Here is a 23,486-nt window from a genome sequence, read left to right as displayed (position 1 = left end):
GGTACCCCGGCGTCTGTCAGCACCGCCTGGAGGCCCGGTGCCCGTCTCGCAGACCGGCACCGGGCCTCCAGGCGGTCGCGTCGACCACCCGGCGGAAGCCGGGCACCCGCGCCAGCCCCGGTCATGACACCCCGCGTGCAGAGTGGCGAGTGGTCACGACCCGTCGGTTCCGGGCGTCCGCGGCGACGGTTCGTGACCGCCCGGCGGAGTTGAGCGGGGAGTCGCGACCGGTGGCGTCAGCCGTGTCGACGCTCGGTCGACGACAGCAGCTGCTCGACCTCGCCGATCTCCATCGTCTCCGGCGAGACCGACTGCAGCGGTGCCGCGCTCGGTGCGTGCACCGCGTCGACCAGCCGATGCATCATCGCGACCGCGTCGTCGACGACCTCGGTGCTCTTGACCTGCACGCCGTGCAGCAGCCACTGCGCAGTCTCGAGCTCGTGGTGCACGCGAGCGCGCTGCGCGAGCTGGCGGTCCCGGCCGCCACCGTTCGCCTCGTACGCGCTGAGGACGGTGTCGAACGCCTCCGCGCGACCGGCGAGCACCCACGCGAGGTCCTTCGCCGGGTCGCCGAGCCGCAGCTCGCCCCACCCGAGGACACCCGACACGGCGTCGCCCTCGACGAGCACCGACTCGGTGCCGAACGAGCCGTGCACGACGGTCGGCGTGAACTGCCAGAGCTGCTGGTCGCGGGCCGCGCCCTCCCAGCGCTCCTTGAGCGCCGCCGGGACGAGCTTCGTGGCGACCGCACGGTCCATCACCGAGACCGCGGAGCGCAGCACCTCGAAGGGGGTGAGCGACGGCAGGCCGGCGTCGGTGACGAAGCTCGTGGGGAGCTGGTGGACGGCGGCGACGGCGCGGCCGACGGAGGTGGCGAGGTCGGGCCGGTCCGCGAGCGACCGCAGCGTCGGGTGCGTGCCGGGCACGTAGGTGGTCACGATGGCGCGGGTCGACCCGATCGGCGCCTGGCCGCGGTACTCGGCCACCGCGAACGGGAGGCGCGTGCGGATCCCGGCGCTCAGCGCACGGATCGCGACGAGGTCGGCGGACTGCCGCGCCTCGGCGCGCTGGTTGCGTGGTCGGCGGATCGCGAGCGCGGTGCCGTCGGCGTCGCGGAGGACCGCCGACTCGTAGTCCCCGGACGCCGCCGAGCCGAGCGTGCGCGTGCCCGTGACGACGAGCCCGGGCACGGCCGTCGTCGCCAACGCGGCTAGAGTGAACTGGGATCCCGCCATGCCCATCAGGGTAGGTCCGTGTCGTCGCCATCCGGGCGCGCCACGCTGACCCGGGCGCTCCCGGCCGAAGCCGCTGATCTGAGGAGCCCTCCGCCGTGACCGTCGAGTTCGCCGCCAGACTGCCGCTGTCCCGGAACGAACTCGACCGCGATGCCGAGTTCCGCACCACGCCCGACCTCGACCGTGTCCTGCGCGAGGACCCCTCGACCCGGTACCTGCCGCTGCGTGGAGCCGAGATGCTCCGGAACGCCGACGGCACGCTGCGCTTCGTGTCCGCGGCGGACGTCCCCGCGGACACCGTGACCCTCTACCTCGGGCGTGCGATCACCGACGCGGCCGATGCCCCGGCCGGCACCCGGTTCGTCGCGGCCTTCGTCGACGCGGACACCGCACGGACGATCGAGCCGGACGAGGACGCCTGGGAGAGCCTGCGCATGTTCGGCACCGAGCTGTCCGCGCGGGACCAGGGCCTCGCGGTCGAGGCGGTCGCGATGGCGAACTGGCACGCCGTGCACGGCTTCTCACCCCGCACCGGGTCCCCGTCGGAGGTCACCACGGGCGGCTGGGTCCGCCGCGACCCGGAGGGGCACGAACTCTTCCCGCGGACCGACGCGGCGATCATCGTGGGTGTGACGGACGCGGACGACCGCATCCTGCTCGGCTCGAACGCCGCCTGGGACGCCGACCGCTACTCGCTGCTCGCGGGTTTCGTCGAACCGGGGGAGTCCCTCGAGGACGCCGTGCGCCGCGAGGTCTGGGAGGAGTCCGGCGTCCGCGTCGAGGAGCCCGAGTACCTCGGGTCGCAGCCGTGGCCGTTCCCCGCGTCCCTCATGCTCGGGTTCCGCGCCCGTGCGGTCGACGGCGACCCGACCACGGCGCGTCCGGACGGCGTGGAGATCCTCGACGTGCGGTGGTTCTCGCGCGACGAGATCCGCGAGCGCGCCGGTGACACCCTGCTGCTGCCCGGTCGGACCTCCATCGCCCGCGCCATCATCGAGGAGTGGTACGGCGGGCCGCTGGACCTGCCGTGAGCGGAGTCGGCGCGGACCGGGCTCCGAACGCCCCAGCCGTCGGTCCGGCGTCGCCGTCGCCGGACGAGCTGCTCGCCGCCCTCGACCCGGAGCAGCGCACCGTCGCCCGGACGCTGCTCGGCCCCGTCGCGGTGCTCGCCGGTGCCGGTACCGGCAAGACGCGGGCGATCACGCACCGGATCGCGTACGGCGTCGCGACCGGCACCTACTCGCCGAACCACGTCCTCGCCCTGACCTTCACCACCCGGGCCGCCGGCGAGCTCCGGTCGCGACTCCGAGCGCTCGGCGCCGGGACGGTACAGGCACGCACGTTCCACTCGGCGGCGATGGCCCAGCTCAGCTACTTCTGGCCGGACACCGTCGGCGGCCACGCCCCGCGGCTCGTCGACAAGAAGGGGCGGGTGATCGCGCACGCCGCGGACACCGTCGGACTGCACGTCGACACCCCCGTGCTGCGGGACCTCGCCGCCGAGGTCGAGTGGCGCAAGGTCCAGATGCTCACGCTCGACGAGTACGAGGCCGCCGCTGCCGAGCGCACCATGCCGCGGGACACCACCCCGCGGCGGGTGGTCGACCTCATGCGCGCCTACGAGCAGCTCAAGGACGACCGTCGGCAGCTCGACTTCGAGGACGTGCTGCTCGCGACGCTCGGCATGGTCGAGTCGGAGCCCCGGGTCGCGTCCTACGTGCGGCAGCAGTACCGCTTCTTCGTGGTCGACGAGTACCAGGACGTCTCGCCCGTGCAGCACGCACTGCTCCGCGCCTGGCTCGGCGGCCGGGACGACGTGTGCGTGGTCGGCGACGCGAGCCAGACGATCTACTCGTTCGCGGGGGCGTCGAGCGGGTTCCTGCTCGGGTTCGGGTCGGAGTTCCCGCGTGGTTCCGTCCTGCGGCTCGAGCGGAACTACCGCTCGACACGCGAGGTCGTGCACGCCGCCAACACGCTCATGCGCGGGCAGCCGGGTGCGCTCGACCTCGTCGCCCAGAGCACGTCCCCCGGGCCGGAGCCGGCCGTCGTCGCCTGCGTCCACGACGGTGACGAGGCGCAGACCGTCGCGCGGACGATCGGTGACGTCGTCGCCGGTGGTGCGGCCTTCGGTGACGTCGCGGTGCTCTTCCGGGTCGGCGCGCAGTCGGCGGCACTCGAGTCGGCGCTCGGCCGTGCGGGCATCCCGTACCGGGTCCAGGGCGGCACCCGCTTCTTCGACCGACCCGAGGTGAAGCTCGCGGTGCACCACATGCGGGGCGAGGCCGTCCGGCAGACCGACGACGAGCTGACACGTCGTGTGGGTCTCGTGCTGCAGGTCAGCGGTTGGACGCCGACACCGCCGGAGGGGACCGGCGCGGTGCGCGAGCAGTGGGAGGCGCTGCAGGCGATCATGGGTCTGGCCGAGGACGCCCCCGCCGGCACGACGATGCAGCAGTTCACCCAGGACCTCGTCGACCGCGCGGCCACGCACCACGAGCCGGAGCTCGACGCCGTGACGCTCGCGACCCTGCACTCCTCGAAGGGGCTGGAGTGGCCGCACGTGGTGATCGTCGGCGCCGCCGAGGGGCTCCTGCCGATCTCGCACGCCACCACCGACACCGAGGTCGACGAGGAACGACGCCTGTTCTACGTGGGCCTCACCCGAGCGCGTCGCTCGGTGACGGTGACGTGGTCGCGGCAGGGTTCGGTGCGCGGGGGCAGCCGGGCGCCGAGTCGGTTCCTGGCAGCGCTCGACACGCACAGCGTGGATGGGGCGGCACCGAGCGGCGTGTGACCGCCAGGTCGGACCGGTCGAGGACGAGCTGGTCCCGGCGGTCCGCGTCCCCGGGACGACCGCGGGCGACGGTCGTACTCGGCAGCCGTCCGAGCACGACCCGCACCGCGGCGACCGCGACCGCCGCCGTGCGCCAGGGGCCGAGGGCGGCAGCAGGACGCCCCCACACCTGCGCGGCGACGGCGGGCCACGCAGGGTCCTCGTCCGAACGGGCGTACTCGAGGCACTGCAGGCACGGACCGCCGTCGTCCGACACCACCGGACCGATCCGGACCGTGCCGTCGCCCACCACCACCGCCAGGTGCGGGACGTCGCGCCGCGTCCACGACGCCCGGAGCGCGGGGTCGACCACGTGGTCGGCGACGACGACGGCGAACGCCAGCGGAACGTCGTCGGGCTCCGTGACCGCGGTCGGCCGGTCGCGCGCGGTCGGGGAGGGCTCCGTCCGGACCACCTCCGTGCCCTCGCCGGCGAGTTGTGCGGCGATCACGTCGGCCAGCGACCCCTTCCCGTGCACCTGCACGCGGGGCGAGGGCGGCGGCAGGACCTCGACGACGGCGGGGGAGGCGGCCGCGAGCACGGACGCCGCGACCTCCGGTCGGCAGCCGAGCGTGTCGGCGAGCGCGGTCAGCGCGTCGCGGCCGGTCTCACGGCGCAGCGCGCAGAGGAAGCGCTCCTCGGCCGTCGTGGGCACGGGGACGACGGCCCGTGGCGGGTCGACCCCGAGCTGCACGGTCGCCGGATCACGCCACACGAACTCGAGCGTCGGGTCGATGCGGATGCCCATGCACCCACCGTCGCGCACCCGGGCCGTGCTCGGGGCGGGCGGTGGCGATCTGTGGAGAACCCGCGCCGCTAGGCCTTCGGCCCCGCGCTGCCCTCGTCGCCGTCGGCGTCCGCGCCGCCCTCGTTCCCGTCGGCTTCCCCGCTGCCGTCGGTGTCCGCGACCCGGCCCTGCTCGTCCTCGTGCGGACGGCTGCCGGTGCTGTCGTCGAGGAGGTCCTGCAACGCCTTGTCGAACTCGTCGTCCTCCGCGGAGAAGCCCGGGTTCTTCAGGCGGAGCACGAGCGCGTCCGGGGCGTCGATGTCCTCGGACGTCGGCACCGCGTCGAAGTGCGACCACAGGGCGTCCCGGCCCTCGGCGCCGAGTTCGTCGGTGACCCGCTGCCACATCGCCGCGGCCTCGCGGAGACGGCGCGGCCGGAGCTCGAGCCCCACCAGCGTGGCGAACGCCGACTCGGCCGGACCGCCGGCCGCTCGACGCCGCCGGACCATCTCGGCGATCGCGTCCGCGCGGGGGAGCCGGGCGGTGGCTGCCGCGGTGACGGTGTCGACCCAGCCCTCGACGAGCGCGAGCATCGTCTCGAGGCGGGCGAGTGCGGCGTCCTGCTCGGGCGTCCGCGGGGGGATCAGCGCGCCGGACGCGAGGGCGTCGCGGAGCTGCTCCTGGTCGGTCGGGTCGATGTCGGCGGCGAGCTCCTCGACGCGGTCGAAGGGGATGTGGATGCCCTTCGCGTAGTCGGTGATCGAGGAGATGATGTGCAGTCGCAGCCACCGGGCCGAGCGGAAGAGCCGGGCGTGCGCGAGTTCGCGGACGGCCAACCAGATGCGGACCTCGTCCTCGGGGACGTCGAGCCCCTCGGCGAACTCCGCGACGTTCTGGGGGAGGAGCGCCGCGACCTGCTCGTCGAGCAGCGGGACGCCGACGTCGCCGCCGGAGACGACCTCCTTCGAGAGCTGTCCGACGACCTGCCCGAGCTGGATCGCGAACAGGGCACCGCCGACGCCGCGCATCGCCTTCGAGACGTCGCCGAGCATGGCCTTGAGCTCCTCGGGCGCGCGCTGGTCGATCGCCTCGGTGAGGGCGTTCGCGATGCTCGAGGCGACCGGCTCCGCGATCTGCGTCCACACCGGAGCGGTGGCCTTCGCCCACTGCTCGCGGGTGTAGAGGCTCGGGGTGGCCGTGAGCTCGGCGACGGTCGTGACCTCGTCGAGCCACAGCGCCGCGACCTGGAACGCCTGGTCCGACGCCTGCGAGGTCGCGGGGTCGACCGCGTGGCCGCCCTCCCGCGCGATCGCCGTCGCACGCTCGGCGGTGACCGAGAAGTCGATGCCGTCGCCACCCGACTGCGCGGCCCGCTGGAGCTGGCTCATCAGGTTGGCCACGAACGCCGGGTCGTCGGGGAGCCCGGCCGCACCGGCGAGCTGCGACGGGTCGATCTGGCCCTCCCCGGACAGCAGCTTGCGCAGCATCTCCTGGAAGTCGTCGTCCGGCCCCGGCTGCGGTTCATCAGGCATGCCGACTACGCTAACCGCTGCTCACGGGCACCGACCTGGGACGCTCCCGTGGGAACGCCCGAACCGCTGCGCCGAGGGCGAACACCCCCGTGGAAGGACCCTGCGTGACGCTCTTCGCCCCCGAGCCCCGTCGTCGATCGCGTGCCCGGACGCTCGGTTGGGCGTTCGTCATCGGCGCCGTCGTGCTCGGCCTCCTCGCCAGCTTCCTGCCGAGCCCGTACCTCATCGAGGTGCCCGGTCCGGTCTACAACACCATCGGCACGCAGGAGCAGGGCCAGGGCAAGGACGCGAAGGAGGTCGAGCTCATCCAGATCTCCGGGCGGAAGACCTACCCGACGTCCGGTGCGCTCGACATGCTGACCGTCGGCGTCCAGGGCGACGCCACGCACCGGCCGAGCTGGACGAGCGTCATCCGCGCGCTGTTCACGAAGTCCCAGGCCGTGGTCCCCGCGTCGCAGATCTACCCGCCCGGCACCACGAACGAGCAGATCAGCCAGCAGGACACCGCCGACATGCAGCAGTCGCAGCAGTCCGCCGTCGCCGCAGCCCTCGTCCAGCAGGACATCCCGGTGCCGACCGAACTCGAGGTCGGGACCGTCCAGAAGGGGTCGGCGGCCGACGGCACGATCGAGAAGGGCGACGTCATCCGCGCCTTCGACGGCACGCAGCTCACCGAGGACGTCGACGCGTCGAGCCTCCGTGCCGCCGTGGCGAAGCACGGGACGAGCAGCCCGGCGACGGTCACCATCGAACGCGACGGGACGGAACGCCAGGTCCGGGTCACGCCGCGCGAGCAGGACGGCACCGCGCTCCTGGGCGTCGGCGTCGTCGAGCGCTACGACTTCCCGTTCGACGTGAAGATCACCCTGCAGGACGTCGGCGGCCCCTCGGCCGGCATGATGTTCGCGCTCGGGATCATCGACGAGATCACCCCCGGCAAGCTCAACGGCGGCAAGCACGTCGCCGGTACCGGAACGATCACGGCGCAGGGGCAGGTCGGGCCGATCGGCGGCATCCGCCAGAAGATGTACGGCGCGAAGGACGCGGGCGCGACGATCTTCCTCGCTCCGGCGGACAACTGCGACGAGGTCGTGGGGCACGTGCCGGACGGGCTCGACGTCTACAAGGTCGGCACGCTCGACCAGGCGGTCACCGACCTGCAGACCATCGCGGCGGGGAAGAGCACCGCGGGGCTCGCGCGCTGCACGTCCTAGACCGGCCACACCGTCCACGCGACGTGCGCGCACGTCGCGATCCGCGCCTCCAGGCGGTCTGCCGGGAGGCGCGGGTCGCCTTCCTGAGTCCCCGTACAGTTTCACTGTCGGTCGCGACCAATAGGATCGACGCACTGACGGCCCGCCGCGCCGGGCCCGCCGGTCCGACACGTCTGGAGCACATCAAGTGACGACCACCTCGTCCACCTCGGGTCCATCCTCCTCTGGGCGGCGCTCGCCGCGGGTCCCCATCGTGGTCACGATCATCGTGCTGGCGGCACTGGTGATCGCCTTCTTCATCTTCGCCAGCCTCTACACCGACTACGCGTGGTTCGCGCAGCTCGGGTTCCAGCAGGTCCTCACCACACGGTGGATCGCCGGCACGCTGATGTTCGTCGCCGGGTTCCTCGGCATGGCGGTCCCGGTGTACCTCAGCATCGCGCTCGCGTTCCGGTTCCGGCCGGTCTACGCGAAGCTCAACTCGCAGCTCGACCGCTACCAGCAGGTCATCGAGCCGCTCCGGCGCGCGGTCATGATCGGCATCCCGGTCGTCCTCGGCGTCTTCGCGGGGCTCTCGACGTCCGGGCGCTGGAGCATGGTGCTCGAGTACTTCAACCGGACCCCGTTCGGCAAGAAGGACCCGCAGTTCGGCCTCGACATCGGGTTCTACGTCTTCGAGCTGCCGTTCTGGCGGTCGATCGTGGCCTACTCCTCGGCGGTCGTGCTCATCGCCGGGCTCGCGGCGCTCGCTGCCCTCTACCTCTACGGCGCCATGCGCTTCGGCGGGCGTGAGGTCCGCATCTCCCGCGCCGCCCGCGTCCAGCTGGCGGTCACGGCCGCCGTGTACATCGCGCTCCAGGCGGTCAGTCTCTGGCTCGACCAGTACGCGACCCTCGCGAAGAACAACTCGCTCATCACCGGTGCGCAGTACACCGACGTCAACGCGGTCATCCCCGGCCGCGAGATCATGGCGGGCATCGCGGCGATCGTCGCGGTCCTCTTCATCGTGACCGCGGTCATCGGGCGCTGGCGCATCTCGATCGTCGGGACCGGGCTGCTCCTGGTCGCCGCGATCGTGGTCGGCGGCATCTACCCCTGGATCGTCCAGCGTCTGCAGGTGAAGCCGTCCGAGGGCTCGTACGAGTCGTCGTACATCCAGCGGAACATCGACGCGACGCGGGACGCCTACGGGGTCGCCACCACGCAGGAGCAGAACTACGACGCGAAGACGAGCGCGTCCTCGGGCGCGCTGGCCTCCGACGCCCAGACGACGGCGAACATCCGTCTGATCGACCCGAAGATCGTCTCGGACACCTTCAGCCAGCTCCAGCAGTACCGGCAGTACTACAAGTTCCCCGACACCCTCGACGTCGACCGTTACGACATCAAGGGCCAGACCGAGGACACCGTGATCGCCGTGCGCGACATCAACCTCGACGGGCTCAGCGCCAAGACGAACACGCAGTACAACCGCACCTTCGTGTACACGCACGGCTACGGTGTGGCTGCGGCGTACGGCAACCAGCGTGCGAGCGACGGCAAGCCGGTGTTCCTCGAGTCGGGGATCCCCTCGAGCGGAGCGCTCGGCGACTTCCAGCAGCGCGTCTACTTCGGTGAGAACTCGCCGCAGTACTCGATCGTCGGTGCGCCGAAGGGCTCCAAGAACATCGAGCTCGACTACCCGTCCGGGTCCGAGGAGAGCGACGACGCGAACAGTGGCGGCAACGCCACGACGACGTACGCCGCGAACGGCGGACCGAGCATCGGCAACTTCTTCAACCGCCTCGTCTACGCGGCGAAGTTCCAGTCCGAGCAGATCCTGCTGTCCCAGCGGGTGAACGCCGACTCGCAGATCCTGTACGACCGGAACCCCGTGCAGCGCGTCCAGAAGGTCGCGCCGTACCTGCAGACCGACCAGGACGCGTACCCGGCCATCGTCGACCACCGCATCGTGTGGATCGTCGACGGCTACACCACCACGAACGCGTACCCGTACTCGCAGAGCGCGAGCCTGCAGGCGAGCATCAGCGGGGCCGAGTCGTCGGCCTACAGCACCGACCAGGTCAACTACATCCGGAACTCGGTGAAGGCGACGGTCGACGCGTACACCGGCAAGGTGACGCTCTACGCGTGGGACACCTCGGACCCGCTGCTCAAGACGTGGCAGAAGATCTTCCCGACGTCGCTCGAGCCCGTGTCGTCCATGAGCGCCGAACTGCTCGACCACGTGCGCTACCCGACCGACCTGTTCAAGGTCCAGCGGTCGATCCTCGCGACCTACCACGTCACGGACGCGAACTCGTTCTACTCGGGTGACGACGCCTGGCAGACGCCGCAGGAGCCCACCAAGGAGGCGAACAGCGACTCGTCGTCCTCCGACTCGTCGGCGATCACGAACACGACGACGAACGGTCTCGGTGTGCAGAGCACGACGACGACCAACGCCGACGACCTGCAGGACCCGTACTACCTGACGATGAAGGTGCCCGGGTCCGAGACGAAGTACTCGCTCTACACCACGTACATCCCGCAGCAGTCGGGTCGTGGTGCGGACAGCCGGAACGTCCTGACCGGGTACCTCGCGGTCGACTCGGACGCCGGCGGAGCGGGCAAGGGCAAGAAGGCGTCCGGGTACGGCAAGCTCACGCTGCTGACCATGCCGAAGACCGACAACATCCCCGGTCCGCTGCAGGTGCAGAACCTCTTCAACTCGGACACGAACGTGTCGCAGGAGCTGAACATCCTGAAGCGGGGCAACTCGACCGTGAAGCAGGGCAACCTGCTGACGCTCCCGGTCGGCGGCGGCTTCCTCTACGTCCAGCCCGTGTACGTCCAGTCGACGTCGAGCGGTTCGTACCCGCTGCTGCAGAAGGTCCTCGTGGCCTTCGGTGACAAGATCGCGTTCGAGGACACCCTCGACCAGGCGCTCGACACGCTCTTCGGTGGCAACTCCGGAGCGAATGCGGGTGACCAGGGTGTCTCGGACGGCTCGTCGGACTCGGGTTCTGGGTCCGGTTCGTCCGACTCGGGGTCCTCGGACTCCGGTTCGTCCGACTCCGGATCGACCGGTTCGGGCTCGACGGACTCCGGTTCGTCCGGGTCGGGCAGCACGGACAACGCGGCGCTGCAGAAGGCCCTCGACGAGGCGAAGCAGGCGCTGTCCGACCGTCAAGAGGCGTACGCGAACAACGACCTCGTGGCCGCTGCCGAGGCGGACCAGCGACTGCAGGACGCGATCGAGGCCGCGACGAAGGCCGAGGGCGGCAACTGACACGCCGTGGCGGGGCGCTCGATTTGCACCCCGCCACGGGCCCCGCTAGGCTATTGGATGTGCCGCGGGGTGGAGCAGTTCGGTAGCTCGCTGGGCTCATAACCCAGAGGTCGTAGGTTCAAATCCTGCCCCCGCAACCAAGCGTCACACGAAGGCCCCGGTCCGATGGACCGGGGCCTTCGGCGTTCCTGGCTGACGGTTTGGATCGCCATCAACTAGCCTGGGGTCTCTCGCGGGATGACGGAAGTGGGCAAGTGGCAATGGTGGGGGACCTCGTTGGCGTGGCGGTAGATGGCTTCAGGAGTTTCGGCTCCGGTCTGCAGTACGTGGGCCCGATGGCGAAAGTTCACTTGCTAGCCGGAAAGAATAACGTCGGCAAATCGAATTTTCTTCGCTTCGTACGCCTGCTCATAAATGAGTCATTCCGTGGTCGCCACTTCGAGCCGAGCGCTGGTGGGGTGTTCACACCGCAAGACATACCCGCGGAGTCGGGCTCCGATTATCGCTTCGATTTTAGCATCGCGTTCCGACGTGGCGCGCTCGATAACATTCTGCATATAGAAGACGACCTGTCGAGAAAGGCGTTTGACGGTCTATTTGACACCCCGGCATATTCGCGTGATGACAAAGATGTTGTCTGGTTCCAGATGCAAAGCGCGGTCGGTCCGGAAAGCTATCGATATCCTATCCGGCTGTCGACTGAACAGTTCCAGCTTGCCTTGAACCAGGGTGCCGATCCCGGAGTGCTTCAGCAACTCAACATGTCCCGCCGTTTGACGACCGGGGATCCGTGGCAAAACTATACAAACCTCGTCACCCCCGCGAGTCTCTGGACGCTTGTTCCTCCGTTCGAGTGGATCGAAGCTAAGCGTGAAGTGGGGACAAATGACGCAATTCGAAACGGCGATGAGGTCGGCACGGGCTGGCGTCATGGCCGCGGTGTGATATCGCTCCTGGCGGCCCTGCAAAGTCCCGAAACGGCGGATCGACGACGTGACCGACCGAAGTTTGACGCCCTTCAAGAGTTCGTTCGAGTGGTGCTCGATGACCCTACCGCGGAGATCTCCATTCCTTCGTCTCAGCGGGATTTACAAGTCGAGACGGGCGGTCGATTGGAGTCGTACCGTGACCTTGGTACAGGAATCACTGAGATTATTCACATTGCGGCGGTTGCGACCGCGCATTCGGAGCACGTGATCGGCATCGAGGAGCCCGAGGTGCACCTTCATCCGAGTCTCCAGCGGCAGTTGATCGCATATCTGACGACACAGACCGACAATCAGTACATCATCACAACGCATTCGTCATCTTTTCTTGACGCCGAGCGGGCTAGCGTGACGCATATTCGGCTTGACGAGGATGGCTGGAGCAAAACTCGGAACGTGATTGTGCGAGACGACAGGGCCCGGCTTGTCGCCGATCTAGGTAGCCGCGCCTCAGACATCGTGCAGAGTAACTATCTCATTTGGGTGGAGGGGCCGTCCGACCGGATCTACGTTTCCGCATGGCTCCGATCGATAGATCCCGATCTGATTGAGGGTGCGCACTTCTCTATCATGTTTTATGGTGGGGCCTTGCTGAGTCACCTCACTGCTTCCGACGACCCGGAGCTGAGTGACTTTATTGACTTGCTGCAAATCAATCGTCAGATGGCAATGCTGATTGACTCAGATGCCTCGGTCGATGGACAGTCCGTTAATGCCACGAAGGCGCGAGTTATCGGCGAGATTCGTTCCACGGGAGGATTGGCGTGGGTGACTAGTGGGTACACAATCGAGAACTATATCCCGACCGAAGTGATACGGAGCGCGATTGATAGGTTGTATCCAGGGAAGCAATATCGCTTGCCGGATGATGACTTCGCTTCGCCTCTCGGTAACAGCTTCGAAGGGTCTGGGGCAAGGCCGAATAAAGTGGCGGTCGCGCGTGAGGTAACGAGAGCGCTGTGCTCAGCTGCTGACTGGGCTCCCCATTTGCGCGAAATGGTCACGGATGTCGCCAACCGGATAAGAATTGCAAATGGTCTCCCCTTGGCGGTTCGCGGCCGGCGGTAGCTGGAGCTTCGTAACCGCCTGATAAGGAACGACCCTTCGTCAACGCAGTACGCTCGCGTCATGGGCACCCTCACGATCGCCGCCGCGCAGTTCGCGCCCGGAGACGACCCGGCGGCCAACCTCGACACGATCCGGACATTCGCGGAGCAGGCGGCCGAGCGGGGCGCACAGCTCCTCGTGACACCGGAGTACAGCTCGTACTGCACGGCGGACATCGACGACCGGTTCGTCGCCGCCGCGCAGCCGCTCGACGGGTCGTTCGTCACCGGCCTGCAGCGGATCGCACGGGACGCGGGGCTCGCGCTCGTCGTCGGTGTCGCCGAGACCTCCGATGATCCGGCACGCTTCCGGAACACCCTCGTCGTCGTCCGGTCCGACGGGACGCTCGACTCGACGTACCGCAAGGTGCACCTCTACGACGCGTTCGGGGCCCGCGAGTCCGACCGCATTGACGCCGGCGACCCGGAGCAGGTGGCCGTGTTCGAGCTCGACGGCGTCCGCGTGGGGCTCGAGACCTGCTACGACCTCCGCTTCCCGGAGGTCACGCGGCGGCTCGCGGCGCCGGAGCACGGTGCGGCCGACGTCGTCGTGCTCCCGGCCGAATGGGTCCGCGGTCCGGGCAAAGAGCACCACTGGCGCACGCTGCTCACGGCACGCGCGATCGAGAACACCGTCTGGGTCGTCGGGGCCGGGCAGACGCCGCCGATCGGCGTCGGCGGCTCGGTCGTGCTCGACCCGTCCGGCGTCGCGGTGGCCGCAGTCGGGGCGACGCCGGGGCTGCTCGTCGCGACGATCGACACCGACACGACGGCCGCGGTGAGGTCCGTGAACCCGTCGCTGTCCCTGCGGCGCTACGCGGTCGTGCCCGCGACTGACCCGGTGACGTGAGCGGTCCGTCGGTGGCGAGCCGTGCCTCCAGGCCGGGCCTGCCGCGACCGCCCCGAGGACCGTGTCCAGCGCGATCGCCGCGCCGGCGCTCAGCCGGTGGGGGCGAGGGCCGCGAGGCGGGACACGGCGTCCTCGAGCACGGAGCGCCGCTTGCAGAACGCGAACCGCACGAGGGAGCGGTAGCTCGCTGCGTGCTCGGGCCGGACGAACGCCGACACCGGGACGCCGACCACACCCGCGCGCTCGGGCAGGGCGATGCTGAACGCGCGGGCGTCCTCGAAGCCGAGTGGAGCTGCGTCGGCGATGACGAAGTAGCCACCGTCGGGGCGCATGACGTCGAAGCCGGCGCTCCGGAGCCCGGCGGCGAGGAGCTCGTGCTTCGCCGCCAGTGTCGACGCGATGCCCGTGAAGACCTCGGTCGGCAGTCGGAGCCCGGCCGCGACCGCCGGTTGGAACGGCGACCCGTTGACGAAGGTGAGGAACTGCTTGACCGACGTGATCGCGTCGACGAGCGCCGGGGGAGCGGTCAGCCAGCCGATCTTCCAGCCCGTCGTGCTGAAGGTCTTCCCAGCGCTCGAGATCGTGACGGTGCGGTCGCGGGCCCCGGGGAGCGTGGCGATCGGCACGTGCGGGGTGGCGAAGGTGAGGTGCTCGTAGACCTCGTCGGTGACGATCAGGGCGTCGTGGCGCTCGGCGAGTTCGACGACCGTCCGGAGGACCTCGGCGGGGAGGACGCGGCCGGTCGGGTTGTGCGGGGTGTTCACCAGCACGACGCGGGTGCGGTCCGTGAACGCCGCGCGGAGGGTCGCCTCGTCGGGCAGGAAGTCCGGTGCCGTGAGCGGGACGGTGACGTGGGTGCCGCCGGCGAGCCGGACCAGGGCGCCGTAGGCGTCGTAGAACGGCTCGAACGTGATGACCTCGTCGCCGGGCTCGACCAGGGCGAGGAGCGTCGCCGCGAGGGCCTCGGTCGCCCCGGCGGTGACGAGGACCTCGCGGTCGGGGTCGACCTCGAGGCCGTACCAGCGCGTCTGGTGCTCGGCGATCGCGAGCCTGAGGTCCGGGGTGCCGCGACCCGGCGGGTACTGGTTCGCGCCGTCCCGGATCGCCTGGACGGCGGCGTCGAGGACCTCCTGCGGACCGTCCTCGTCCGGGAAGCCCTGTCCGAGGTTGATCGCGCCGGTCGCGGCGGCGAGGGCGCTCATCTCCGCGAACACGGTGGGTGCGGGCACGCCGTCGGGGCCGAGGAGCATCGCTCCCTCCGCTGCACGCAGCCAGGGTCCGTCGAGTCGCATGGTGGTCCTCCGCCGTGGGTCGTCGTGCCGGTCGCCACCCAACCTAGCGGCGGGGCCGACGACTCCCCGGGAAGCGCCCACAGCGCACGCATACGATCGCCATAGGTCGCGTGCAGCCCGGCCAGGACCGGCGCTCAGGTGCGTGCGACAGACTGCACGAGCTTGAGAGGAGCACGTCCAGCATGAGCGACAACACGCCCCACGGGCAGGCCGACGACGACCGCCGCGCTGAGGAGACCACTTCTGCGGAGACGAACGGTGCCGAGCGCACCACGAACGGCTCCGCCCCCGACGAGCACGGCCAGGCGGACCACACCGACGTGATCGAGCCGGCGGCCGCGAACGAGACCGACGTGTTCCCGCGCGCGGACGACCAGCAGACCTCGCAGTACACGGCGCCCTACCCGTCGGTGGGCGACGGCCGTCAGGGCGCGTACGGGCAGGACGCAGGCCGGTACGGGCAGGGCGGCCAGTACGGGTCCGGCCAGTCGAGCCAGTACGGCCAGGCGAGCCAGTACGGGTCCGGCCAGTCGAGCCAGTACGGCCAGACGGGCCAGTACGGCTCGGGTCAGACGAGCCAGTACGGCTCGGGTCAGACGAGCCAGTACGGCTCAGGTCAGACGAGCCAGTACGGTCAGTCGAGCCAGTACGGCCAGACGAGCCAGTACGGCCAGACGAGCCAGTACGGCCAGCAGGGTCAGTACGGCTCGGGCCAGTACGGGTCCGGCCAACAGGGCCAGTACGGGCAGCAGAACCCCTACGGCACCCACGGCTCGGCGTACGGCCAGCAGACCGACCGGTCGCAGCAGAACGGCCAGGACCGCCCCCGCTACGGCGAGTACGCCCAGCAGACCGGTTCCGCCGCCGCTCCCGCCTCCGCCAGCGCGTACGCGTCGGCCCAGGCCCCCGGCTCCGCGACCGGCGCTCCCGCGTCCGCCTCGTCCTTCGGAGACGTCGACGGCTCGAACCAGCGCAACGGCCACTACTTCGCCGATTCCGCCACCGCAGCACCGGCGGGCACGAAGGCCGAGGGCCGCAACCGCCTCGTCCTGCCCCTCGTCGCCGGCATCGTCATCGCCGGTCTGGTCGGCGGCGGCGCCGGCTGGCTCGCGGGCTCGGCGACGGGCGGCAACGGCACCCCGACGAGCAGCGCCGCGCAGGGTGGCAACCTGACGGTCAACGACTACAACAACGCCACCGTGGTCACCGCCGTCGCCGCGCAGGCCACGCCGTCCGTGGTGACGATCAACGTCTCCGCGAGCAGCGAGGCCGGCACCGGCTCGGGCGTCGTGTTCAGCAAGGACGGCTACATCGTCACGAACACCCACGTGGTGACGCTCGACGGTGACAGCGGGAACGGCAAGATCACCGTCACGACCTCGGACGGCAAGATCTACGACGCCAAGCTCATCGGCACCGACCCGACGGTCGACCTCGCGGTGATCAAGATCGACGCGACGGACATGAAGCCGATCTCGTTCGCGGACTCGTCCGACCTCAACGTCGGTGACACCGCCGTCGCGATCGGTGCGCCGCTCGGCCTGTCGAACACCGTCACGGACGGCATCGTGTCCACGCTGAACCGGAGCATCCAGGTCACGTCGAGCGCCCCGAACCCCGGCGGCGACTCGAACGAGGGCGGCAACGGCAGCCAGGGCGGCCCGTTCGACTTCTGGGGCAACGGCGACAACGGGTCGAGCTCCTCGGCGAACTCGACGGTGTCGCTGCCGGTCATCCAGACCGACGCGTCGATCAACCCGGGCAACTCGGGTGGTGCGCTGCTCGACTCGAAGGGCAAGCTCATCGGCATCAACGTCGCGATCGCGTCCGCCGGCAGCTCCTCGTCCGAGTCGCAGTCCGGCAGCATCGGCGTCGGCTTCTCGATCCCGTCCAACCTCGTCAAGCGCGTGGCCAACGAGATCAAGGACAACGGCTCGGCGACGCACGGTCTGCTCGGCGCCGGGGTCGCGGACTCGACCGACGCCTCGAACGCCACGCAGATGGGCGCGCTGATCAAGTCGGTGACGTCCGGTGGAGCGGCCGCGAAGGCGGGCCTCAAGGCGGGCGACGTCGTCACCAAGATCGGCTCGGCCACCGTCTCCGACGCGACCGACCTGACGGCTCAGGTGCGCTTCTTCGCCGGCGGCACGAAGACCGAGATCACCTACCTCCGTGGCGGGAAGTCCTACACGGCGGACGTGACCCTGGGAACGTACGACAGCAAGGGCTGACGCGACCGACGGTCGGCCTGGAGGCCCGGTGCCAGCTGGCACCGGGCCTCCCGTCCGTCCTGGCGGTGCCCGGCTTGATAGGCTCATGGTCGCTCTGCGGGGCGGCACCGCTCGCGGTGCGCCCCGCGCACCAAGCCACCACCCCGAGGGACGCATGCAGCCAGACGGACAGCCCCTGCCGGGCGTCTCGTACGTGATGCCCGTGCTCAACGAGGTCACCGAGGTCCGTGCTGCCGTGCAGAGCCTGCTCGACCAGGACTACGCCGGTCCGTTCGAGGTCATCCTGGCGCTCGGGCCGTCGATCGACGGCACGAACGAGCTCGTCGCGGAGATGAGCGCGGCCGACCCGCGGATCCGGGCGATCGAGAACCCGGTGGGGTCGACCCCCGCCGGGCTGAACGTCGCGATCCGCGCGTCCGAGCACCCCGTCGTGGTCCGGGTCGATGCGCACTCGGTGCTGCCGCGTGACTACACCCGCATCGCCGTCCGTGTGCTGCAGGAGTCCGGCGCGGACAACGTCGGCGGGATCATGCACGCCGAGGGGCGCACTCCGTTCGAGCGGGCCGTCGCCCTCGCGTACGGCAGTCGGGTCGGGCTCGGGGGCACGCCGCACCACGTCGGCGGGCAGGCCGGACCGGCCGAGACCGCGTACCTCGGCGTCTTCCGTCGCGACCGGCTGTTCGAGGTCGGGCTCTTCGACGAGGGCATCAAACGTGGCCAGGACTGGGAGCTCAACCGGCGGCTGCGGCAGACCGGCGGCACCGTCTGGTTCACCCCGGAGCTCGTCGTCACCTACCGGCCGCGGCCGAGCCTGAAGCGGCTCGTGCGGCAGTTCGTCGCGACGGGGCTGTGGCGCGGGGAACTCGCCCGGCGGTTCCCGGCGAACAACGGGTTGCGCTACTTCGTCCCGCCGGCGATGGTCGCGGCGATGGCGGTCGGCATCGTCGCCGGGGTCGTCGGGATCGTCGGCGCCGCCACGGGCACCGGTGCGGCGTGGGCGCTGCTCGGGTTCGTGGTCCCCGCCGTGTACGTGCTCTTCGTCGTGGTCGGCGCCGTCGCCGTCGCTCGGCGATCAGGGGCGGCGACGCTCCTCTGGCTCCTCGTCGTCCTGCCGTGCATCCACGTCGGCTGGGGGATCGGGTTCATCATCGGCTTCCTGACCAGGACGTCCGAGCTCACGACGCACACGGGACGGTGACCGACATGACCGACGACGCCACCACGGGACGCGCCGCGCGGCCGACCTCGATCGCCGAACTCCGCGCGGTCGCACAGCCGGACGCCGTGCGGATGCGGGCGAACGCCGAGCACTGGACGGCCTCGCTGTACCTCCGGGACGTCTCGCCGTACCTGACCTGGGTGCTGCTGAAGACCCGGGTGAGCGCGAACCAGGTCACCGGACTGATGATCCTCGTCGGCTGGAGCGTCGCGGCCGCCCTGCTGATCCCGGGCATCTGGGGCGCGGCGCTCGCGCTCGTGCTCGGGCAGCTGCAGATGCTGGTGGACTGCAGCGACGGCGAGGTCGCCCGGTGGCGCGGGACGCACTCGCCCGCCGGGGTGTTCCTCGACAAGGTCGGGCACTACACGACCGAGGGGCTGATCCCGATCGCCCTCGGCATCCGCGCCGCCACGTGGCCGGTCCACGACGCGGACTGGATGTGGACGACGATCGGCTGCGCGCTCGGGCTCGTGATCGTCCTCAACAAGGCGCTGAACGACATGGTGCACGTGGCCCGCGCCAACGCCGGGCTCGAGAAGCTCGTCGACCGCCGCGACGCCTCGACCGCGCCGTCCGGCCGCCGACTCGCGACGCTCCGCAAGGCCGCTCGCTTCCTGCCGTTCCACCGCCTGTACCACTCGGTCGAGCTGAGCATCCTCGCGTTCGTGTTCGCGCTCCTCGGACTCGTCATCGGTGACACGACGGCGTCGCGGATCCTCGTCGGGGCGCTCCTGCCGCTCGCGGTCCTCGCGACCGCCGGGCACTTCCTCGCGATCATCGCCTCGAAGCGGGTCCGCGCGTGATGCCCGGGACCGTGCGTCGCCACGCGGTCCCGCACCGGGAACGACCCCGCGTGGCCGTGGTGAGCCTGTCGCAAGGCACGCGCCCCGACGACCTGCGGCGGGGCCTCGACAGCGTCCTCGCGCAGCAGGACGTCGAACTGGACGTCGTGTGCGTCGGCAACGGGTGGGAGCCGACCGGGCTGCCCGAGGGGGTCCGTGCGCTCGCGCTGCCCGAGAACGTCGGCATCCCGGCCGGGCGGAACGCCGGCGCCGAGGTCGTCCACGGCAACTACGTGTTCTTCCTCGACGACGACGCCTCGGTGCCGTCGCCGACCTTCCTGCGCGACGCGATCGCACTGTTCGAGCACGACCCGTCGCTGGGGCTCGTGCAGCCCCGCGTCGTCGACCCGACCGGTGCCGCGAACCCGACGCGTTGGATCCCGCGCATCCGAAAGGGCTCGCCGTCGGAGTCGTCCCCGGTGTTCTCCGTGTGGGAGGGCGCCGTCGTGCTCCCCACCGACGTCTACCGCACGGTCGGTGGCTGGGGAGCGCCGTACTTCTACGCGCACGAGGGCATCGAGCTCGCCTGGCGCGTGTGGGACGCGGGCCGCCGGACCTGGTACGCGGGGGACCTCGTCGCGCACCACCCTGCGATCGATCCCGCACGGCACCGTGAGTACTACCGGCTGAACGCCCGCAACCGGGTGTGGCTCGCCCGTCGGAACCTGCCCCCGGTGCTGCGGCCGCTGTACGTCGGCTCGTGGGCGGCGATCCAGGCCGCCCGCTGGTGGCGGCACCCCCGGCGTCTGGCGACGTGGTTCGGAGGCGTGCGCGAGGGCTGGACCACGGACTGCGGGCCGGCAGCGACCATGGGGTGGTTGACCATCGGGCGGATGACGCTCGCCGGCCGCCCCCCGATCATCTGAGGAGACCGATGTCGATCACCAGCGACGTGCGCACGGCCGTCCGGCTCGTGCAGCGACTCCTGAAGTCACGGCAGAACCGGAACACCCTCGCCCGACGGCTGCGGACAGAGCCGCCGCTCGCGCCGCGGTCCGCCGAGATCGCCGTCTACTTCGCCGACGGTCCCGTGAATCTGTACCAGGTCCGGCAGTGGTACGGCCCCCTGGCGGAACTGTACACCGAGCACCCGGTCGCGATCATCTCGCGGAGCCCCGGTGCCATGCTCGCCCTGCTCGAGGAGTCGCCGGTGCCGGTCGTGTACGCGCGACAGGTGGTGGATCTCGAACGGTTCGTGGACGAGCAGGCCCCGAAGATCGTCCTCTACGTCAACCAGAACGCCCGCAACTTCCAGATGATGCGGTACGGGCGGATGTGGCACGTCTTCGTGAACCACGGCGAGAGCGACAAGATGTACATGACGACGAACCAGTTCAAGGCGTACGACCACGCCCTGATCGCCGGTGACGCCGCTCGTGACCGCCTGGCCGCCGCGCTGTGGGACTACGACCTCGACGCCCGGACGACCGCGATCGGCCGCCCCCAGGCCGACCACTTCGCCGCGGAGGTCCCGTGGCCCGCGGACGGCCGCACCGTCGTGCTGTACGCCCCGACGTGGGAGGGCGACCGTGCCGCCGCGGCCTACGGCTCCATCGCGAGCCACGGCACGACGATCGCCGAGCGGGTGCTCGCGTCGCCGGCGCACCGGTTCGTCTACCGACCCCACCCGCGCTCGGGCGTGCTCGACGCGGAGTACAAGGCCGCCCACGAGCGCATCATCGCGGCGATCTCGGCCGCGAACGCCGCCGACCCCTCGGCCCACCACGTGTACGACGACGGCCCGACGCTCGGCTGGCAGCTCGCGGGTGCCGACGTGGCCATCACGGACATCTCGGCGATGATCTACGACCGGCTCGCGGTGGGGAAGCCGCTCATCGTGACGCGGCCGGTGTCACCGGAAGCCGACGTCGACGAACGTGGGTACCTGGGCGACGCGAACTGGCTGCAGGCGTCGGAGGCGGCGGACGTCGTCGAGCGGATCGACGCCGCCGCGAACGACGCCGAGGAGCTGGCACGCCTCCGGCACTGGGTCGAGCGGTACTTCGGCGACACGACGCCCGGGGCGGCCACCGCACGGTTCCACGCGGCCGTGGAGCAGCTGCTCGAGCGGTGGCGCACCGTCGCGGCCGAGCACGACGGGCGCTGACCCGGACGTCCGTCCGGGCCCGGCCGCCACGGCACGTCAGCGTCCGGTGGCGTGGGCGACGAGCGGCACCTGCCACAGGTACTCGGTCCGGTCGGGTCGCCGCCACCGGAGCACCACCGCGCCGGTGTCGTCCGGGGCCGCTCCGAACACGGCGATGGACAGTGCCCGACCCGGTTCGAGCCGACGGACGGCCATCGGTGGCGCGTAGCCGGTCCCCAGGTGGGTGAGCGTCAACCCGTCGACGGGCTCCGGCCCGGTGTTCACGAGGGTGTAGCGGCGCGGGGCGTCGGTGCGGTCGAGGTGGAACGGGACACGGTACGCGGTGGCGGTGGGGTGCATGCCACGAACGCTAGGTGGGGGTACCGACGTCGGTGCGGTCGGGGAGACCGTGGACCCCCGGCGTTGTGGAGGGAGGCCGTGGTGCGTGCCGTTGTGGAGGGGTGCCGGGCCCTGCTCAGGAGGCGTAGTCGGCGCTGTAGCGTGCGAGGGCCTCGTCGATCGGGCCGTCGAACTGCAGCTGCCCCTTGTCGAGGTAGAGCCCGCGGTCGCAGAACCGGCGCAGGTCCTTGTCGCTGTGGGAGACGAAGAACAGCGTCCGCCCTCCGGCCAGGAGCTCGTCGATCCGCTTGTAGCACTTCTCGCGGAACCCCTTGTCGCCGACGGCGAGGACCTCGTCCACGAGCAGCACCGGTTCGTCCAGGCGGGAGATGACCGAGAACGCGATCCGCACCTTCATGCCGCTCGACAGGTGCTTGTACGGGGTGTCGACGAAGTCGCCGATCTCCGCGAACGCGATGATCTCGTCGAAGGCGTCGCGGATCTCCGCTCGCGACATGCCGTGCAGGCCCGCCGTGAGGTAGACGTTGTCCCGCACCGTCAGGTCGCCGACGAACCCGCCGGTGATCTCGATGAGCGGTGCGACGCCGGCGCCGACCTGCACGCGGCCCTCGTCGGGGAGCATCACCTGTGCCACGAGCTTGAGCAGGGTGGACTTGCCCTGGCCGTTCCGACCGACGACGCCGATGGCCTCGCCGGGTCGGACGTCGAAGGAGACGTCGCGGAGCGCCCAGAATTCGTCACCGCGCTTCCGACGGCTGCGTCCGGCGAAGAGGTCCTTGAAGCTGCGGCTAGCCCGACGGTTCCGCTTGAACCGGATCCCGGCGCCGCGGACGGAGATCACGGGCGTCGTGGTGGTGCTGCGACGTGGCTGGTCGGTGGCGGTCATCAGAGCTCCTTCAGGACGCGGTGCTCGCTCCGCTTGAAGACGACGACGCCGACGACGAGGACGACCACGGTCACGACCGTCGACGAGGCCACCTCGAGCCAGTTCAGCTGGCTCGGGAAGAAGGCCGAGCGGTAGATCCCGATGATCCCGGAGAGCGGGTTCAGCGCCATCAGGTCACGGAACCGCTCGGGGAGTGCCGACGTGCCGTAGATGATCGGCGACGCGTAGAACAGGAAGCGCAGGACCAGCTTGACCGCGCGTTCGAGGTCGCGGAAGAAGACCACCAGCGGCGCGACGATGAGGCCCAGACCGTAGATGAGCGCGCACTGCAGCACGATCGCCAGGGGGTAGAGCAGGACCTCCCAGTGGAGGTGTGCACCCGTCGCGAGCACGAAGATCGCGAGGACCGGCAGGCTCAGCACGAACTCGATGCCCTTGGACGCGTCGATCCGGGCGACCCAGATGCTCCGGGGGATCGTCGTCGAACGGATGAGCTTGGCCTCGCTCGTGAACGCGCGGGTCGAGTCGGACACCGCGCCCGTGAACCACATCCACGGCAGGAGTGCCGAGAGCAGGAACACGATGTACGGCTCCTCGCCCACCTTGCCGCGGTGGAAGACCTGCGTGAAGACGAACCAGTAGATCGCCGACATCACGAGCGGGTCGAGGATCGACCAGAGGTAGCCGAGCGCCGACGTCGAGTAGCGGACCCGGAGGTCGCGGACGGTCAGCAGCCAGAGGGCATGGCGATAGCGCCGACCGGCACTCCGGCTGGCCATCGGGGCAGCAGCCGCGGGCACGGTCGGCGCACTCGCT

Annotated in this window: 17 protein-coding genes and 1 tRNA gene; 12 read left to right on the top strand and 6 right to left on the bottom strand. The window is 70.4% G+C overall.

Annotated features, from left to right (window positions below; translation table 11 throughout):
- Positions 1-236: 236 nt before the first annotated feature.
- Positions 237-1,235 (bottom strand): phosphotransferase, encoded by a 999-nt coding sequence (locus QPJ90_RS00310; protein ID WP_290132484.1) that lies wholly within the window; start codon positions 1,233-1,235, stop codon positions 237-239.
- A gap of 95 nt (positions 1,236-1,330) precedes the next feature.
- On the opposite strand from QPJ90_RS00310, the gene nudC reads away from it, so the two are divergent.
- On the top strand, positions 1,331-2,266 hold the full coding sequence (gene nudC / locus QPJ90_RS00305; protein WP_290132483.1) for an NAD(+) diphosphatase: 936 nt from the start codon (positions 1,331-1,333) through the stop codon (positions 2,264-2,266).
- A complete protein-coding gene (locus tag QPJ90_RS00300) occupies positions 2,263-4,029 on the top strand; it encodes an ATP-dependent helicase (protein ID WP_290132482.1) in 1,767 nt (588 codons plus the stop codon). The genes nudC and QPJ90_RS00300 overlap by 4 nt, the downstream gene beginning before the upstream one ends.
- Before the next feature lie 855 nt (positions 4,030-4,884).
- Here the strand turns inward: QPJ90_RS00300 and QPJ90_RS00295 are convergent.
- The gene (locus tag QPJ90_RS00295; protein ID WP_290132481.1) at positions 4,885-6,327 is read right to left on the bottom strand and encodes a zinc-dependent metalloprotease; all 1,443 of its coding nucleotides are present in this window, start codon (positions 6,325-6,327) and stop codon (positions 4,885-4,887) included.
- A 104-nt stretch (positions 6,328-6,431) separates the two neighbouring features.
- On the opposite strand from QPJ90_RS00295, the gene QPJ90_RS00290 reads away from it, so the two are divergent.
- From QPJ90_RS00290 to QPJ90_RS00270, 5 genes are all read left to right on the top strand, one after another.
- Positions 6,432-7,541, top strand: coding sequence for a S16 family serine protease (locus QPJ90_RS00290; RefSeq protein ID WP_290132480.1), 1,110 nt, complete (start codon positions 6,432-6,434; stop codon positions 7,539-7,541).
- 253 nt (positions 7,542-7,794) lie between these two features.
- Entirely contained in the window at positions 7,795-10,812 is a 3,018-nt protein-coding gene (locus tag QPJ90_RS00285) for a UPF0182 family protein (protein WP_290132479.1), read from the top strand.
- Between the two features lie 63 nt (positions 10,813-10,875).
- A tRNA-Met gene (locus tag QPJ90_RS00280) sits at positions 10,876-10,952 on the top strand.
- Positions 10,953-11,072: 120 nt separating this feature from the next.
- Positions 11,073-12,866, top strand: coding sequence for an AAA family ATPase (locus QPJ90_RS00275; protein WP_290134276.1), 1,794 nt, complete (start codon positions 11,073-11,075; stop codon positions 12,864-12,866).
- A 60-nt stretch (positions 12,867-12,926) separates the two neighbouring features.
- Positions 12,927-13,754 (top strand): carbon-nitrogen hydrolase family protein, encoded by an 828-nt coding sequence (locus QPJ90_RS00270; RefSeq protein ID WP_290132478.1) that lies wholly within the window; start codon positions 12,927-12,929, stop codon positions 13,752-13,754.
- Between the two features lie 89 nt (positions 13,755-13,843).
- Here the strand turns inward: QPJ90_RS00270 and QPJ90_RS00265 are convergent, their stop codons facing one another.
- Positions 13,844-15,046 carry an aminotransferase class I/II-fold pyridoxal phosphate-dependent enzyme gene (locus QPJ90_RS00265; protein ID WP_290132477.1) on the bottom strand — a complete coding sequence of 401 codons (1,203 nt, stop codon included), beginning with the start codon at positions 15,044-15,046 and terminating at the stop codon, positions 13,844-13,846.
- A gap of 182 nt (positions 15,047-15,228) precedes the next feature.
- Here QPJ90_RS00265 and QPJ90_RS00260 point away from each other — a divergent pair, with 182 nt between their 5' ends.
- The 5 genes from QPJ90_RS00260 to QPJ90_RS00240 all read left to right on the top strand — a co-directional run bounded on the left by QPJ90_RS00260 (position 15,229) and on the right by QPJ90_RS00240 (position 21,445).
- Positions 15,229-17,277, top strand: coding sequence for a trypsin-like peptidase domain-containing protein (locus tag QPJ90_RS00260; protein WP_290132476.1), 2,049 nt, complete (start codon positions 15,229-15,231; stop codon positions 17,275-17,277).
- 154 nt (positions 17,278-17,431) lie between these two features.
- Positions 17,432-18,475, top strand: a complete 1,044-nt coding sequence (locus QPJ90_RS00255; protein ID WP_290132475.1) for a glycosyltransferase family 2 protein — start codon at positions 17,432-17,434, stop codon at positions 18,473-18,475.
- A 5-nt stretch (positions 18,476-18,480) separates the two neighbouring features.
- Complete coding sequence (locus QPJ90_RS00250) at positions 18,481-19,299, top strand: CDP-alcohol phosphatidyltransferase family protein (protein WP_290132474.1); 819 nt, start codon at positions 18,481-18,483, stop codon at positions 19,297-19,299.
- A complete protein-coding gene (locus tag QPJ90_RS00245) occupies positions 19,299-20,204 on the top strand; it encodes a glycosyltransferase (protein WP_290134275.1) in 906 nt (301 codons plus the stop codon). The genes QPJ90_RS00250 and QPJ90_RS00245 overlap by 1 nt, the downstream gene beginning before the upstream one ends.
- Positions 20,205-20,212: 8 nt before the next feature.
- Entirely contained in the window at positions 20,213-21,445 is a 1,233-nt protein-coding gene (locus tag QPJ90_RS00240; protein ID WP_290132473.1) for a CDP-glycerol glycerophosphotransferase family protein, read from the top strand.
- A 36-nt stretch (positions 21,446-21,481) separates the two neighbouring features.
- Here QPJ90_RS00240 and QPJ90_RS00235 read toward each other — a convergent pair whose 3' ends face one another.
- The 3 genes from QPJ90_RS00235 to QPJ90_RS00225 form a co-directional block, all read right to left on the bottom strand.
- Complete coding sequence (locus QPJ90_RS00235) at positions 21,482-21,784, bottom strand: hypothetical protein (RefSeq protein WP_290132472.1); 303 nt, start codon at positions 21,782-21,784, stop codon at positions 21,482-21,484.
- Between the two features lie 115 nt (positions 21,785-21,899).
- Positions 21,900-22,670 carry an ABC transporter ATP-binding protein gene (locus QPJ90_RS00230; RefSeq protein ID WP_290132471.1) on the bottom strand — a complete coding sequence of 257 codons (771 nt, stop codon included), beginning with the start codon at positions 22,668-22,670 and terminating at the stop codon, positions 21,900-21,902.
- Complete coding sequence (locus tag QPJ90_RS00225) at positions 22,670-23,449, bottom strand: ABC transporter permease (protein ID WP_290134274.1); 780 nt, start codon at positions 23,447-23,449, stop codon at positions 22,670-22,672. The genes QPJ90_RS00230 and QPJ90_RS00225 overlap by 1 nt, the downstream gene beginning before the upstream one ends.
- Positions 23,450-23,486: the final 37 nt, after the last annotated feature.

The sequence above is a fragment of the Curtobacterium sp. 458 genome (assembly GCF_030406605.1).
Classification (GTDB): Bacteria; Actinomycetota; Actinomycetes; order Actinomycetales; family Microbacteriaceae; genus Curtobacterium.
This window is presented reverse-complemented; position numbering and strand designations above follow the sequence as displayed.

Coding starts and splice junctions, on each gene's coding strand:
- QPJ90_RS00310 (WP_290132484.1), bottom strand. CDS start 1,235: ATGGCGGGATCCCAGTTCACTCTAGCCGCGTTGGCGACGACGGCCGTG.
- QPJ90_RS00295 (WP_290132481.1), bottom strand. CDS start 6,327: ATGCCTGATGAACCGCAGCCGGGGCCGGACGACGACTTCCAGGAGATG.
- QPJ90_RS00275 (WP_290134276.1), top strand. CDS start 11,073: ATGGTGGGGGACCTCGTTGGCGTGGCGGTAGATGGCTTCAGGAGTTTC.
- QPJ90_RS00270 (WP_290132478.1), top strand. CDS start 12,927: ATGGGCACCCTCACGATCGCCGCCGCGCAGTTCGCGCCCGGAGACGAC.
- QPJ90_RS00265 (WP_290132477.1), bottom strand. CDS start 15,046: ATGCGACTCGACGGACCCTGGCTGCGTGCAGCGGAGGGAGCGATGCTC.
- QPJ90_RS00260 (WP_290132476.1), top strand. CDS start 15,229: ATGAGCGACAACACGCCCCACGGGCAGGCCGACGACGACCGCCGCGCT.
- QPJ90_RS00255 (WP_290132475.1), top strand. CDS start 17,432: ATGCAGCCAGACGGACAGCCCCTGCCGGGCGTCTCGTACGTGATGCCC.
- QPJ90_RS00250 (WP_290132474.1), top strand. CDS start 18,481: ATGACCGACGACGCCACCACGGGACGCGCCGCGCGGCCGACCTCGATC.
- QPJ90_RS00245 (WP_290134275.1), top strand. CDS start 19,299: ATGCCCGGGACCGTGCGTCGCCACGCGGTCCCGCACCGGGAACGACCC.
- QPJ90_RS00240 (WP_290132473.1), top strand. CDS start 20,213: ATGTCGATCACCAGCGACGTGCGCACGGCCGTCCGGCTCGTGCAGCGA.
- QPJ90_RS00235 (WP_290132472.1), bottom strand. CDS start 21,784: ATGCACCCCACCGCCACCGCGTACCGTGTCCCGTTCCACCTCGACCGC.
- QPJ90_RS00230 (WP_290132471.1), bottom strand. CDS start 22,670: ATGACCGCCACCGACCAGCCACGTCGCAGCACCACCACGACGCCCGTG.
- QPJ90_RS00225 (WP_290134274.1), bottom strand. CDS start 23,449: ATGGCCAGCCGGAGTGCCGGTCGGCGCTATCGCCATGCCCTCTGGCTG.